The sequence below is a fragment of the Butyrivibrio sp. INlla18 genome (assembly GCF_900103635.1).
Taxonomy (GTDB): Bacteria; Bacillota; Clostridia; order Lachnospirales; family Lachnospiraceae; genus Butyrivibrio.
Genome location: NZ_FMXK01000011.1, coordinates 54,531 through 69,170 on the forward strand (window position 1 = coordinate 54,531; position 14,640 = coordinate 69,170).

General features: G+C 39.4%; 17 protein-coding genes. All 17 read left to right on the top strand.

The annotated features are described in order from the left end of the window. The first annotated feature begins 4 nt into the window (after positions 1–4). The 17 genes from BLS24_RS09155 to BLS24_RS09235 all read left to right on the top strand — a co-directional run bounded on the left by BLS24_RS09155 (position 5) and on the right by BLS24_RS09235 (position 14,620). Positions 5–778, top strand: a complete 774-nt coding sequence (locus BLS24_RS09155; protein ID WP_091758318.1) for a FliA/WhiG family RNA polymerase sigma factor — start codon at positions 5–7, stop codon at positions 776–778. A gap of 33 nt (positions 779–811) precedes the next feature. After that, positions 812–2,389, top strand: coding sequence for a DUF342 domain-containing protein (locus BLS24_RS09160; protein WP_091758319.1), 1,578 nt, complete (start codon positions 812–814; stop codon positions 2,387–2,389). Between the two features lie 42 nt (positions 2,390–2,431). Beyond that, positions 2,432–2,821 (top strand): hypothetical protein, encoded by a 390-nt coding sequence (locus BLS24_RS09165; RefSeq protein WP_091758321.1) that lies wholly within the window; start codon positions 2,432–2,434, stop codon positions 2,819–2,821. A 71-nt stretch (positions 2,822–2,892) separates the two neighbouring features. After that, entirely contained in the window at positions 2,893–3,891 is a 999-nt protein-coding gene (locus BLS24_RS09170; protein WP_143015158.1) for a DUF6115 domain-containing protein, read from the top strand. A 15-nt stretch (positions 3,892–3,906) separates the two neighbouring features. Then, a complete protein-coding gene (locus tag BLS24_RS09175) occupies positions 3,907–4,650 on the top strand; it encodes an MltG/YceG/YrrL family protein (RefSeq protein WP_091758325.1) in 744 nt (247 codons plus the stop codon). A 277-nt stretch (positions 4,651–4,927) separates the two neighbouring features. Then, positions 4,928–5,677 (top strand): 30S ribosomal protein S2, encoded by a 750-nt coding sequence (rpsB, locus tag BLS24_RS09180; RefSeq protein WP_091758327.1) that lies wholly within the window; start codon positions 4,928–4,930, stop codon positions 5,675–5,677. A gap of 76 nt (positions 5,678–5,753) precedes the next feature. Further along, positions 5,754–6,707 carry a translation elongation factor Ts gene (gene tsf, locus BLS24_RS09185; protein ID WP_091758329.1) on the top strand — a complete coding sequence of 318 codons (954 nt, stop codon included), beginning with the start codon at positions 5,754–5,756 and terminating at the stop codon, positions 6,705–6,707. A gap of 161 nt (positions 6,708–6,868) precedes the next feature. Continuing rightward, a complete protein-coding gene (gene minC / locus BLS24_RS09190) occupies positions 6,869–7,600 on the top strand; it encodes a septum site-determining protein MinC (RefSeq protein ID WP_091758330.1) in 732 nt (243 codons plus the stop codon). 12 nt (positions 7,601–7,612) lie between these two features. Further along, complete coding sequence (minD, locus tag BLS24_RS09195; RefSeq protein WP_091758332.1) at positions 7,613–8,392, top strand: septum site-determining protein MinD; 780 nt, start codon at positions 7,613–7,615, stop codon at positions 8,390–8,392. A 15-nt stretch (positions 8,393–8,407) separates the two neighbouring features. Then, the gene (gene minE / locus BLS24_RS09200) at positions 8,408–8,686 is read left to right on the top strand and encodes a cell division topological specificity factor MinE (RefSeq protein ID WP_071176126.1); all 279 of its coding nucleotides are present in this window, start codon (positions 8,408–8,410) and stop codon (positions 8,684–8,686) included. 89 nt (positions 8,687–8,775) lie between these two features. Further along, positions 8,776–9,219, top strand: a complete 444-nt coding sequence (locus tag BLS24_RS09205) for a MarR family winged helix-turn-helix transcriptional regulator (RefSeq protein WP_072704991.1) — start codon at positions 8,776–8,778, stop codon at positions 9,217–9,219. A gap of 134 nt (positions 9,220–9,353) precedes the next feature. Beyond that, complete coding sequence (locus BLS24_RS09210; RefSeq protein WP_091758334.1) at positions 9,354–9,650, top strand: metal-sensing transcriptional repressor; 297 nt, start codon at positions 9,354–9,356, stop codon at positions 9,648–9,650. Positions 9,651–9,784: 134 nt separating this feature from the next. Then, positions 9,785–11,629, top strand: coding sequence for an NADH-quinone oxidoreductase subunit 5 family protein (locus tag BLS24_RS09215; RefSeq protein ID WP_242872268.1), 1,845 nt, complete (start codon positions 9,785–9,787; stop codon positions 11,627–11,629). Further along, positions 11,629–12,498: a complex I subunit 1 family protein gene (locus BLS24_RS09220; RefSeq protein ID WP_091758338.1), complete on the top strand. Its 870-nt coding sequence runs from the start codon at positions 11,629–11,631 to the stop codon at positions 12,496–12,498. Before BLS24_RS09215 ends, BLS24_RS09220 begins: the two co-directional genes overlap by 1 nt. Positions 12,499–12,521: 23 nt before the next feature. Beyond that, positions 12,522–13,193 carry an NADH-quinone oxidoreductase subunit B family protein gene (locus tag BLS24_RS15545; protein ID WP_091758340.1) on the top strand — a complete coding sequence of 224 codons (672 nt, stop codon included), beginning with the start codon at positions 12,522–12,524 and terminating at the stop codon, positions 13,191–13,193. After that, positions 13,193–13,525 (top strand): NADH-quinone oxidoreductase subunit C, encoded by a 333-nt coding sequence (locus tag BLS24_RS09230; protein WP_091758343.1) that lies wholly within the window; start codon positions 13,193–13,195, stop codon positions 13,523–13,525. Before BLS24_RS15545 ends, BLS24_RS09230 begins: the two co-directional genes overlap by 1 nt. A gap of 15 nt (positions 13,526–13,540) precedes the next feature. Beyond that, positions 13,541–14,620 carry a hydrogenase large subunit gene (locus BLS24_RS09235; protein WP_091758345.1) on the top strand — a complete coding sequence of 360 codons (1,080 nt, stop codon included), beginning with the start codon at positions 13,541–13,543 and terminating at the stop codon, positions 14,618–14,620. Positions 14,621–14,640 lie beyond the last annotated feature (20 nt).

The window sequence follows — 14,640 nt, forward strand, 5'->3', positions numbered from 1 at the left end:
TTACATGGATGACGCAGGCAGAAATAAGTTATGGACGGAATATAATAAATCTAAATCCCAGGAGATAAGAGAGCAGCTCATTTTAGAGTATGCTCCTTTAGTCAAGCTTGTAGCTGGAAGACTCAGCATGTATCTTGGTTTTAACGTCGAATATGACGATCTTGTGGGATATGGTATCTTTGGTCTTATTGACGCCATAGACAAGTTTGATCTACTCAAGGATGTTAAGTTTGAAACTTACGCAAGCCTTCGCATACGAGGTGCTATACTTGATCAGATCAGAAAGATGGACTGGATCCCCAGAACCATTAGACAGAGACAGAAAAAGATTGAGACTGCGATAAGAGAGATTGAAAGAGATACAGGACATGTAGCTACAGATGCTGAGATAGCTGCTAAGATGGAGATTTCAGAGGATGAATATCTTTCATGGCAGAATCAGATGAAGGTTACAGGTGTTGTATCATTAAATGAGTTCATGGATCAGGGCTCAGATATTACGGAGGATGTTAATAATCACAGCGCTGGTTTTGTAAAACCTGAAGAAGCTGTCGAAAAAGAAGAGCTAAAGAAGATGCTTGCTGAATCTTTGGAACTTCTTACTGATAAAGAAAAGAAAGTCATACTTTTATATTATTATGAAGAACTTACATTAAAAGAGATTAGTGAGGTATTAGAAGTTTCTGAATCTAGAATTTCTCAGCTTCACACCAAAGCTCTTCAGAAAATGAGAACTAAGCTTGGTAATTACCTGGGACTAGTTACAAACTCCAGATAGTGATTTTAACTTAATTGAAAAGGGGACTATATTATGCATGGTTATTTTCAACTGGTTATAACACCCAAAGGCACTGGCATAAAAGTATATCCGCCAACAGATGGTGACGAGCCTTTAAATGTCAATGATGTCAGAGACTATTTGGAAGATAGAAAAATTCAATATGATGTAGTTGTTATTAATGACGCTGTGACAAAGGCTGACGATGAAGTGGTTATTTTTACAGAGGCGCAGATCTTACCCGAAAGAGAAGGGGTGAAATTTGACGTTTCCAAGGATCGTATGACTGTCACAGCTATTTTTTATCCTCCAACAGAAGGTGCTGAACTTCTGACAGAAAAAGAGATCATGGATACCATCGCTTACAGAAAATATACCTATGGCATTCAGACTGAGAATATTCATAAGTTCTTTGAGCATAGGGAATATTGTAAGGAAATAGTTGTGTGTCAGGGAAAAGAGGTTAAGCAGGGCAAGAACGCAGCGGTTGAATATCACTTTAATCGTAACCTTCGACCAAAGCCAACATTAAGAGAAGATGGTAGCGTAGACTATTTTCATTTAAATCTCATAAATAACGTAAATGAAGGAGACCTTTTAGCAACTCTTCACCCGGAAGTTCCTGGTGAAGCAGGCATCAATATATATGGCGAAACTATTAAGCCAGCTGCAGTAAAGTCTACTTTTATTAAATTTGGTAAAAATACGGTTCTTTCAGAAGATAAGATGACTTTAACTGCTGCAAAATCAGGACATGTAACTATTAAAGAAGGGAAGGTTACTGTTTCTGATGTACTTACCCTAGAAAATGTTGATGTTTCTACTGGAAATATCGATTATGAAGGAAGTGTTCAGGTTAAAGGAGTTGTAGCTTCTAACTTTTCTGTTAAAGCAGGCGGCAATATTGTAGTAAAAGGTATTGTAGAAGGCGCAACACTTGAAGCTGGATCAGATATTATCTTGGAATGCGGAGCTAAGGCTGGCGGTAATATCAAAGCAGGCGGAAATATAGTTACAAAATTTATAGAAAATGCTACAATTACTGCAAAAGGAAGTATTACAAGCGAATGTATCCTTCATTCAAATGTAGCTTCCGGAACTGAAGTAATTGTAACTGGTAAAAGAGGGTTTATAGCTGGAGGCAAAGTTATTGCTGCTGAAAAGATTCAGGCCAAGATCCTTGGCTCTGAAATGGGAGCCAATACTATTGTAGAAGTTGGCGCTGATCCTCAGCTCAAGCTAAGACTCAAAGAATTACAAAAGAATATGACAACCAACCAAAAGACAATTGAGAGCATCAAGCCTACAATTGAAGGCTTCACCAAGATGCTTAAGGCTGGAGCTAAGTTTTCACCTGATCAGGTCGCTAATGCCAAAAAGCTTATCGACATGAACAAGACATTAACAGAGTCTATTCAGAATGATTCAGAGGAATACAGCGAACTTATGGAAAAGCTTGCAGATTCCAAGGAAGCCTTTGTTATTGTCGAGGGAACAGCATATCCTGGAACTACCGTGAACATTGGGGAATTGTCCATGATAGTGAAAAAACCAGTGCAATATAGTAGATTTGTAGTGAAAGAAGGCGATGTAAGGCTTGCACCGATTTGACGACCATTTCTAGAGTGCTCGCCTGAAACGGAGGAGCAGACTATGTCAATCAACAGAATCGATTTCGGGGTAATTGCTGCATCCAATGAAGTATCAACCGTCAAGGCTGCTGAAGATGCCAGGCCGCTTATGGACAGAGAGATCTTTCAGACTCAGTTCAACGAAGAGGTTGATAATCAAAAGAACTCTGTAAATCAAAAGGATGATGTCGGCCAGGGAGAGTTACAATCTGACGCCCAGGATAAAGGAAGTAATGAATACATGGGCGATGGAGGACGTAACAGGAAGCAAAAAGAAAAGGATGAAAAGAATCCTTTATTGGAAAGACAGCTTTCAGCCGAAAAAATGGAAAAAATGGCAAGTCACATGATCGACAGGAACGGTAAGCCTGTGGACCTTCAAATATCGTCGGGTTTTGATTTGAAGATTTAATATTTCTATATTATAATAATATATCGCAATTGTTTTGCATGAGATTTAACATGGGGTGATTGGGCGGAGAAATGATAAGTATTACCGAGATTGTACTCATAGTTGCTGGATTTGCAGCAATCATATTGGGTTATCTTCTTCCAGCTGGAAAGGAAATCGACGAAGAGGATAAATTGCTTATGGAGAGAGAAATCCGTGAGCTTGTTCGTCGTGAAGTAGAAGACCAGAAGGAAACCATTGAGAATATGGTAGATGACACCGTCGATAATTCCCTTGATAGAACTGAACGTGCAATGGAGCGTATTTCTAACGAAAAGCTTTCTGCAATTGGCGAATATTCTGATACCGTCATAAATGATATCCATAAAAATCATGATGAAGTAATGTTTATGTACGATATGCTTAATGATAAGCATAAGAATCTTACTGATGTTGTTTCTGAAGTTACTAGGAAAGCCGATGAGGCTAAGAGAACAGTTATGGATGCCGAGGCTACTGCCAATGAAGCAAGACAGGCTACTGATTCTCTTAAGTCTATTTCAGAAGCATCTTTCCCTGAGAGTAATGTCAGAGCGATCCTTCTTGATGAAGAAGAGGACAAGCCAAGTGGCATCAGAATTCCTTACAAAGAAAAATATAACGTTAAGCCTGTTTCTCCAGTTGCTCCGATCGAACAAGATCTCGTTGGGCCAGAACCAATCGGAAATGTAGAGAGTGGCTATGTTGAAGAAAAGAATGTGAAGGAATTAAAAGAGCTTGATGCTATTCCTGTAGAAGTAATCAAGGAAGAACAGGTTCAAAGTCTTCACGTTATTGGCAATAAAGTCAAAGAAGAGCCAAAAGAGACCACTAGTGCTAAGGTTGTTTCAATAAATGATGTTAAGCCTTCTAATCCTGATAGGAACATGAAGGAGCTTACAGCCAATGATCCAATTTCTCAGAACAAGCAGATCATAGAGATGCATAAGGCTGGTAAGTCTAATATGGTCATTGCTAGAGAACTTGGTCTTGGTATTGGTGAAGTTAAGCTTGTGATAGATCTTTCTAATAAACATAGAAAAGTTAAGTAAGGAAATTATTGAGGAATGAAATTAAAGTATTATCTTAGGGGCATTGGCATAGGTGTCATTCTAACTGCTATTGTCATGGGATTTGCTCTCGGCGGCCGCAAGACAACAATGAGTGATGCGGAAGTTATTGAAAGAGCCAAAGAGCTTGGAATGACAGATGGCGGTGTTTTATCAGACACTGTGAATGAAGGTGACGCAGTTGAAGAATCGAATACATCTTCATCCGATCAGGCATTGGATGAAGCAGGAAAAGAAATATCTAAAGAAATCGACGAAGCATTCGCTTCGGCAAGTGAATCAGCTTCTTTCCTGGCTTCAAAGGAGGAAGAAGGAAAAACTCAGGAAGCAAAAGAGGAAAATAAAGTTACAGAAGCTTCAATTGAAGCATCAAAAGAATTAAGTACTGAAAAACCAGAGACTAAAGTAGAAGATAAAAAAGAAGAAACAAAAGAAGAAGTCGCTGAATCTGAAAGTACTGAGCAGCTTCAGGAAGTAGCTAAAACTGAAGAAAAGCCAGCTGAGACTACAGACAATGATCAGACTTCTGTATCTGGAACTGCCAAGACAGTTACGATTCCAGGAGGAAAAAGTTCAGATGCTGTAGCCCAGATACTTTATGAGGCTGGTGTAATTGATAACGCAGTTTCTTTTAACAGATATCTTATTGATAAAGGTTTAGACAGAATCATCAGATCTGGCACCAGAACATTCCCTGCCGGATCCACATATGAGGATGTAGCATATATCATCACACATTAAGAACTTCCTATTGCTAAAATAGGAAGTTTTTTTATGAAAAAAAGTGTTGAAATATGAATATAGCTGTGTTAGTATAAAAAAGCTGTGGACTAATTGGTGAATTATGCCTATTATTCACGGGCTGTCGAAGGACAGTAACAAAATATGCACGTATATCTGATTCTCATTATGGTGTCAGCTAGCTGATCAGAATGGGAGCCGTCACTTTAGAAGACGCGCTTTTGTGGATTTTCGGCCAAGGATATACGGAAGATTTTAACCAAATGGAGGTATTAAAATGAGCGTTGTATCAATGAAACAGTTACTTGAGGCAGGTGTACACTTCGGACACCAGACAAGAAGATGGAACCCTAAAATGGCTCCTTACATCTTCACAGAGAGAAACGGAATCCACATCATCGACCTTCAGAAGTCAGTTGTAAAGGTTGACGAGGCTTACAAGGCAGTATTTGAGATTGCACAGCAGGGTGGAACAATCCTTTTCGTTGGAACAAAGAAGCAGGCTCAGGACGCAGTTAAGTCTGAGGCAGAGCGTTGCGGAATGTACTATGTAAACGAGAGATGGCTTGGTGGTATGCTCACAAACTTCAAGACAATCCAGAGCAGAATCGCTAGAATGAAGACTATTGAGAAGATGCAGGAAGATGGAACATTTGATGTTCTTCCTAAGAAGGAAGTAGCTCAGCTTAAGAAGGAACTTACTAAGCTTCAGGCTAACCTTGGCGGAATCAGAGATATGAAGAGAATCCCAGATGCTATCTTTGTTGTAGATCCTAAGAAGGAAAGAATCTGCATCCAGGAAGCTGAGTCTCTTGGAATCACACTTATCGGTATCGGTGATACAAACTGTGATCCTGAAGAGCTTGATTTCATCATTCCTGGTAATGATGATGCTATCAGAGCAGTAAAGCTTATCGTTGGTAAGATGGCTGATGCTGTTATTGAGGCTAATCAGGGTGCTGAGTCAGATGCAGTTGCTAACTACGAGGTAGAGGGTGAAGTTGCTACTGAGGAAGTTGCAGAGTAATTTATACTGAATTTTTTACGCAGTCTGCCAGTGTGGTGGGCTGCGAATTTAAATAAAATAACGGAGGATAATACAGATGGCTATCACAGCAGCTATGGTTAAAGAGTTACGTGAGTCTACTGGCGCAGGTATGATGGAGTGCAAGAAGGCTCTTACAGAGACTAATGGAGATATGGACGCAGCAGTTGAGTTCCTTAGAAAGAACGGTATCATGAAGGCTGAGAAGAAGGCTAGCAGAATCGCAGCTGAAGGTCTTACAAGAATCGCTGTTAAGGATGATACAACAGCTGCAGTTGTTGAGGTTAACTCAGAGACTGACTTCGTTGCTCAGAACGATAAGTTCCAGGCATTTGTTGAGGCAGTTGCTCAGCAGGCTGTTAATTCAGATTCTAAGGATATGGATGCATTCATGGCTGAGAAGTGGAACCAGGATGCAACAAAGACTGTTAATGATGCTCTTGTAGAGATCACAGCAGTTATCAGCGAGAAGCTTTCAATCAGACGTTTTGAGAAGGTTGTTGCTTCTAACGGTATCGTAGTTCCTTACGTTCACGGTAATGGTAGAATTTCTGTTATCGTTGAGGCTGAGACAGACGTTGTTAACGATGACATCAAAGAGGCTGTTAAGAATGTAGCTATGCAGGTTGCAGCTCTTAACCCTAAGTATGTTGCTTCTGAGGATGTTTCAGAAGAGTACAGAAACCACGAGAAGGAGATCCTTCTTGCTCAGGCTATGAAGGAGAATGAAGAGCTTCCAGAAGGCAAGAGAAAGCCTCAGGAGATCATCGAGAAGATGCTTATCGGACGTCTTAACAAGGAGCTCAAGGAAATCTGCCTTAACGAGCAGGTTTACGTAAGAGCTGAGGATGGTAAGCAGACAGTTGGTCAGTACATTGCACAGGTTGCAAAGAACAACAACGCTAAGCTTTCAATCAAGAGATTCGTTCGTTTCGAGACTGGCGAAGGAATTGAGAAGAAGAACGAGAACTTTGCTGAGGAAGTTGCTAAGCAGGCAGCTGGACTTAACTAATTAAGTGTATATATTTCCCACTTTCAGCTTTGTTTGAACTGAAAGTGGGATTTTTTTATGCATAAATATTTGTTCAAAAAGAGTTCATTAAAAAGACTTCAAATTTCAGAACAAATGTTTTATACTGTATTGGTATGATTTTGTAAGGTTGGTGAGGACATTTGAACGATACAGTTACAATTAAGGGGACTAAATCTGGTATTATTTTAGTTCTTGATGGCGATGCACCTTTTGAATCATTAAAGGATGAGATCGCAATTAAGTTCCAAGAGGCTTCCGGCTTTTTAGGAAGCAGTAATATGGGACTGATCGTTAGGGGACGTAAGCTTTCTGAATCAGAAGAGCGTCAAGTTATTGATATTATCAATGATAATTCCAGTTTGAAAATAGTATGTATTATTGATGAGGAAGCTGATATTGAGAAGCGTTTTGCTTCAGCAGTTTCTAATGCTACTGAGGAAGTTGAGCCAAATATTGAGCAGGCCGTTCTTTCAAATAACAATAATGCATTGATCTATAAAGGTAATCTTCGTTCTGGACAGGATATTTCCTGTGAACAGAATGTTGTTATATTAGGTGATGTCAAGCCTGGTGCCAATGTTGTATCCTATGGCAGTATCTTTATTTTGGGAGAGCTTAGGGGTAATGCTTTTGCAGGCGCTGGTGGAGACAGAAATGCAGTGATCATGTCACTTAAGCTTGATCCTTTACAGGTTAGGATTGCTGATGCTATTGCTATTTCACAGGATGCAGACAAAGGACCTAAACTTAGGATCAGGAAGAAGAAACCAGGTACATCAGTTGATGAACCAGAAGTAGCATATATTTGTGACGGACATATTGTAAAAACATCCTATGGACCTGGCTTTTTACGCCAGTACAATAATAAGTAATTGGAGGATAGTATGGGAGAAGTAATAGTTGTTACATCAGGTAAAGGTGGAGTAGGTAAGACAACCACAACAGCTAATATCGGTACCGGTCTAGCTAAATTAAACAAGAAAGTAGTTCTTATTGATACAGATATAGGCCTTCGTAACCTTGATGTAGTAATGGGACTTGAGAATAGGATCGTATATAATCTCGTTGATGTTATCGAAGGCAACTGCAAGATCAAGCAGGCCCTTATCAGAGATAAGAGATATGAGACTCTATTCCTTTTACCAGCTGCTCAGACAAAGGACAAAACAAGCGTTACTCCAGAGCAGATGAAGAAGCTTACAGAAGAGCTCAAGCAGGAATATGATTACATTATTCTTGATTGCCCAGCTGGTATCGAGCAGGGATTCAAGAATGCTATTGCTGGTGCTGATAGAGCATTAGTAGTAACAACTCCTGAGGTTTCTGCAGTGCGTGATGCAGATAGGATCATCGGTCTTTTGGAAGCCAATGAGATCAAGAAGACTCAGCTTATTGTTAACAGACTTAGAGCTGATATGGTTAAGAGACATGAGATGATGTCTGCTGATGATGTTATCGATATCTTGGCCGTTGAACTTATCGGTCAGGTTCCTGATGACGAGAATATCGTTATTGCTACTAATAATGGTGAACCTCTTGTTGGCGACAATTCACTTGCTGGACAAGCATATATGAATATCTGCCGTAGAGTAACTGGTGAACAGGTGCCATTTCTTGACCTTGATGCCAAGAAAGGTATTTTTGGCTGGTTTAAGAAAAAATAATAGGAGGGGATTGTTATGAAGATATCTGATTTATTTAAGAAAAAATCTTCTAGCGATGTTGCTAAGGACAGGTTAAAGCTTGTACTTGTTTCAGATCGTGCCACATGCTCTCCTGAAATAATGCAAAAGATTCGTAGTGATATTATAGAAGTTCTTTCAAAATACGCTGAAATTGATATGGATGGAATCGACATCAACTTCACACATATTGATGCTGAAGAAAATGATGGAAAGACAGTTCCAGCTTTATATGCTAATATTCCTATCAAGAATATGAATCACAACGTAAAATGAATTTATTGGACGGAAGGTCATTTCTAAGTGACTTTCCGTCTTTTTTATTGTATAATTAAATAGCATAAAATTTTATTTGGGAGAATGATATGAGCGAAAACGAAGAAAAATATGAAACACTAAAGTTAGGTAACCAGCTTTGCTTTCCTTTATATGCTTGTTCCAAGGAAATAATCAGAAGATATAAACCATATCTTGATCAGATCGATCTTACTTATACTCAGTATATTACTATGATGGTAATGTGGGAGATGAAGAGTGTTAACGTCAAGACTCTTGGTGAGAATCTTTATCTTGATTCCGGAACACTTACTCCTGTACTCAAGAAGCTTGAGTCAAAAGGTTATATTAAAAGAGAAAGATCCAATCAGGATGAGCGCAATCTGGTTGTGACAATTACCAAAGAGGGAGAGGCTTTGAGAGATAAGGCTATTAAGATTCCTTCTGAGATGGGAGCTTGCGTTAAACTTACCAAAGAAGAAGCAGCTGTGCTCTATAAACTTTTATATAAGATTATCGGAAATGTAAGATAATATTTATTGATTTTTTTGTGTATTAGAAATATAATAAATTTCGGTCAAATGTGCGGTTTTGTTGGGTATTGATGTTTTTTGATCTTAAAAGTCAAAAAATTAACGAAAACGCACTTTGTTTTTTGGAGGTTTTTATGAGTTCTCATACCCATAATCATCACCATGATCCTGAGAAGATGAAAGCCATCGTCAATAGATTGTCTAAGGCAATAGGACATCTAGAGTCTGTAAAGAGGATGGTTGAGGATGACAGAGACTGTACTGAGGTTTTGGTTCAGCTAGCAGCTGTAAGGTCGGCAATCAACAACTGCGGTAAGGAAATCCTCAAAGAGCACATCAGTCATTGCATTGTTCATGCGGCTCAGGATGGAGATGAAGAAGCTATCGTTGAACTTAACGAAGCTATCGACAAATTTATGAAGACTTCATGAGGTTCTCTCATGAAAATTGTATGTGAAAGGGGCGAAACACCTTGGCTATTCCAATTTTAAACGTAGTAAACTTTCTTATCTTATTTCCCTTTATCATGGCAATTATCATAGGATGTCTCAAAAAGGCTAGTCCTTTGAGAAGTGCAGTTATCATAATTGGTGGATTCACTATTATGGCAGCTGCTATTTATGTTGCTGTAAATGTATTATCATCTGGTGATACATCTTCGTTTGTATTTTTACAGCATACAGAACTTCCTGATAAATTCGTTATTGCCGGCGAAATATTTTTGATGGGACTTGTTTGCTTCCTTAGCATCAAGTATAAAAAATACTATGCTATCATCTTTTCTCTTGTAGGAACTATCCCAGTTCTTTGGATGGATTTTACAGGAAGAGCAGTAGAAGGAAATATGCATCTTCGCATTGATACTTTTGCTGCAGTTATGTACCTTATCGTAGGTATTGTAGGTATTCTTATCTGCATCTATGCATCTGGATATATGAAGGATTACCATCATCATCACACAGATGTACAGGATCGTTCAAACTATTTCCTTGCACTTATGTTTGTTTTCCTTGGTGCTATGTTTGGACTTATTTCTTCTGATAATCTTGGTTGGATCTATTTCTTCTGGGAGATTACCAGTGTTTGTTCATTCCTTATGATCGGTTATACAAGAACACAGGAAGCTGTTGATAATTCATTCAGAGCTCTTTGGATGAACCTTCTTGGTGGTTGCGGATTTGCAGCTGGTCTCTTGTATTGTAGTTTAAATCCTGAACTTGGCTTCTCAAATCTTAGTCAGGTTACAGAAAGTGGTGCACCTGCACTTGTTATTGTTCCTGTTACATTATTTGCATTTGCAGCACTTACAAAGAGCGCACAGTTCCCATTCTCTAGATGGCTTCTTGGCGCCATGGTTGCACCTACTCCATCTAGTGCACTTCTTCACTCAGCAACAATGGTTAAGATCGGTGTGTACATGCTCATCAGAGTATCACCAGTAATGTATGGAACACTTACCGGTGTTATGATCACAGTTATTGGTGGCTTTACATTCTTTGCTGCATCACTTCTGGCTATTACAGTAAGCGATGGCAAGAAAGTACTTGCATATTCAACAATTTCAAACCTTGGTCTTATTACAGCCTGCGCTGGTACTGGTACAACAGAAGGTGTTTGGGCTGCGATAATGCTAGTTTTATTCCACGCTGTATCTAAGTCACTTCTTTTCCAGACAGTTGGTGATATTGAGAACTGTATGGGTAGCCGTGATATTGAGGATATGCATGGACTTATCATTAAGCTTCCTAGACTTGCATTCATCATGATCATCGGTATCTGCGGAATGTTCATGGCTCCATTTGGTATGCTTGTATCAAAGTGGGCTGCTCTTAAGTCATTCGTAGATTCAGGATCTGTATGGCTTGTTCTTTTCCTTGTATTTGGTTCAGGAAGCACACTTTTCTACTGGGCAAAATGGCTTGGTAAGATTTGTGCAGTAATTCATCAGTCCTTCGAGCTTGATGATATTACTCCTAGAAGTGAGATGATCTCAATCTTCCCACTTACAACAATGATAGTAGTAATGTGCTTTGCATTCCCTTGGATGTCTGGTCATATGGTTCAGCCTATTCTTGATGAGGCTTTCCATACTAACATTCCTGATGTTATTGGAACCGGAGATTCAATCGTAATGATGATCATGGTTGCTATGATCTTTATGATTCCTATTGGATCAAGATTCCTTTCAATCGGTAAGAATTCAAAGATGACTATGTCTTATGTAGCTGGTGTCAATGCTGGTGATGACAGACATTATATCGACTCTTTTGGTAAAGAGAGAGCTCTTTATATGTCTAACTGGTATATGAATGATTACTTCGGTGAAAAGAAGCTGCTTAGACCTTGCATCTATGTAGCGACTGTACTTGTTGCAGTTATGCTTATTATTGTGGTTGGAGGTGCTTTCTAATGACACTTGGTATGTTTATTAAAGCGTTGATCTATATTTTACTTGCTCCTCTGATTGGAGGCACACTTGCAGGACTTGATAGGATCATTTCTGCTCGTATGCAGGGAAGACAGGGTCCACCTCTTTTCCAGCCTTTTTATGATGTATTTAAGCTCCTTAACAAGCAGACAACTGTAGTTAACAGTATTCAGGTTCTGTTTGTTACTGGATATCTTATTATGACTATTTTCACAGGTGCTTTGTTCTTTGCAGGCGGCGATATGCTTCTTGTATTCTTCGCCCTTTCAATGTCAGAAGTAGTTATGGTTATGGCTGCTTTCTCAACAAATGGACCTTACAGTATAATGGGTGCTCAGCGTGAGCTTTTACAGATGATGTGCTATGAGCCTATGACACTTCTTGTTGCAATTGGTTTCTATTATGCAAATGGAAGCTTCATGGTTGATGATCTTATTCAGGCTAAGATTCCTGCGATCGCACAGATTCCTGGTTTCTTTATTGGCTTTGTATTTATCCTTATCATCAAACTGCGTAAGTCACCATTTGACCTTAGTACTTCACACCATATGCACCAGGAGATGGTTAAAGGTCTTACAACAGATCTTTCTGGTAACAACCTTGCGTTTGTAGAAATCGCAGAGTGGTATGATCTTGTACTTATGATGGGTATCGTTGGAATGTTCTTCATTACAGCTAACCCAATTAGCAGACTTTGGGCAATACTTGCTTGCTCAGTTGTATTTTTCCTTGAGACACTTATTGATAATCTGTTCCCACGTGTTAAATACATTACAATGCTCAAGGTTACATGGTCAGTTATCCTTATATTTGCAGGAACTAATCTGCTGATTCTTAACGTACTTAAATAAGACGAGAAGGGAAAGTGAGATCTATGAAAATATCTAAATCACCATGGGTGTTACATTATGATGGCTCCAGCTGTAATGGCTGTGATATAGAAGTTCTTGCCACAATGACTCCACTTTATGACGTAGAGCGTTTTGGCATTATTAACACAGGTAATCCTAAGCATGCAGATGTGCTTCTTTTAACTGGTGGTGTAAATGCTCAGACAGCACCTGTTATCAGACAGCTTTACAATATGATGCCTGATCCAAAGGTAGTAGTTGCATGTGGTATCTGTGCATGTGACGGTGGCATTTTCAAAGAATGCTACAATATCTTAGGAGGCGCTGATAAGGTTGTGCCTGTAGATGTATATGTTCCTGGATGTGCTGTTAGACCAGAAGCACTTATCGAAGGTGTTGTTAAGGCAGTAGGCATCCTTGAAGAAAAGAAGAAGAAGTTAAAAGAGTCCATGAAGGTTGGCTACTGTACAGTAGATTACAGCAAAATGGCTATTCATATGACTGCTGATGATTATGATCCAAGTACTCAGTATGACGCAGTTCTTACTGAAGAGGCTCTTAGACAGCAGGCTGAAGAGAAGATCAAAGCTACAAATAAGCCAGCTCCAAAGCCAGCAGCAAACGCAGCTCCAGCACAAAAGCCTGCTCAGGCAGTAGCTGCAGCAGCTGATTCTGAGAAAGGAGACAATGCATAATGAATACAGAATTTGTTAATGTTAATCCTGAAAACATTATTGATGAGTCTCAGAAGCTAAAGTTTGCAGGCTATCACCTTATGCAGCAATGTGCTACAAGAGTTCCTGATGCTTATGAACTCATCTATACATTTGGTAAAGATCTTGAAGTTAAACAGCTCAAGATGACTCTTCCTGAAGATCAGGAGATTTCAAGTATCACAAGTATTTATCCTTGTGCTTTTATTTATGAAAACGAGATGCATGATCTTTTTGGCGTACAGATCAAGATGATCAATATTGACTATGAAGGTAAGCTTTATCGCACTGCGATCGAGACACCATTTAAGTAATCGGAGGAACCAATAATGTCTAATAGAAGTGTAATACCATTTGGACCCCAGCATCCGGTTCTTCCGGAGCCAATTCATTTAGACCTTGTAATGGAGGATGAAAAGGTTGTAGAAGCCATTCCTTCAATTGGATTTATCCATAGAGGTCTTGAAAAGCTGGTAGATAAAAAAGATTTTAATGAGATGGTTTATGTTGCAGAACGTATCTGCGGTATCTGTTCACTTGGCCATGGTCTTGGTTATTCTGAGGCTGTAGAGCATATTATGGATATCGATGTTCCTGCAAGAGCTAAATATCTTAGAACTATCTGGTCAGAGCTTAGCAGAATCCATTCACATCTTCTCTGGCTTGGACTTTTAGCTGACGCATTCGGATTTGAGTCTCTTTACATGGATTGCTGGAGACTTAGAGAAGATGCCCTTGATATGTTTGAGGCTTCAACAGGTGGAAGAGTTATCTTCTCTGTTATGAAGATTGGCGGTATCAGAAGAGATGTAAGCGATGAGATGCTCAAGGATTTCTATCAGAGAATCAACAAGATGGAAGAAGACCTTAAGACTATTGCAAAGCCATTCCTTCTTGATAAAGCTGTACAGACAAGACTTCGCGGCGTAGGTGTTTTAACTGCAGAGCAGGCTGATGCTTTAGGATGCGCTGGTCCATTCCTTAGAGCTAGTGGAATTGCTAGAGACATCAGATCAACAGGTTATTGTGCTTATGGAGATGTTGATTTTGAGCCTATAATCTCTACAGAGGGCGATTCTTATGCTAGAACAGAATGCCGTATCAAAGAGATATTCCAGTCATTTGATATTATTCGTCAGCTCATTGACAGGATGCCTTCAGGTGATATCGATGTTCCTGTTAAGGGAATGCCAAACGGCGAATATATGATGAGAATAGAACAGCCTAGAGGTGAAGCTCTTTACTATGTAAAGGCTAACGGAACTAAGTTCATAGACAGAATGAGAGTCCGCACCCCCACATTTGCAAACCTGTCAGGTCTTGTAGAGACTTTGAAGGGATGCGATCTTGCTGATGTTCCTATTCTTGTACTTACTATCGATCCTTGCATTAGCTGTACTGAGAGATAATACGTCGTATAAATGGAGAT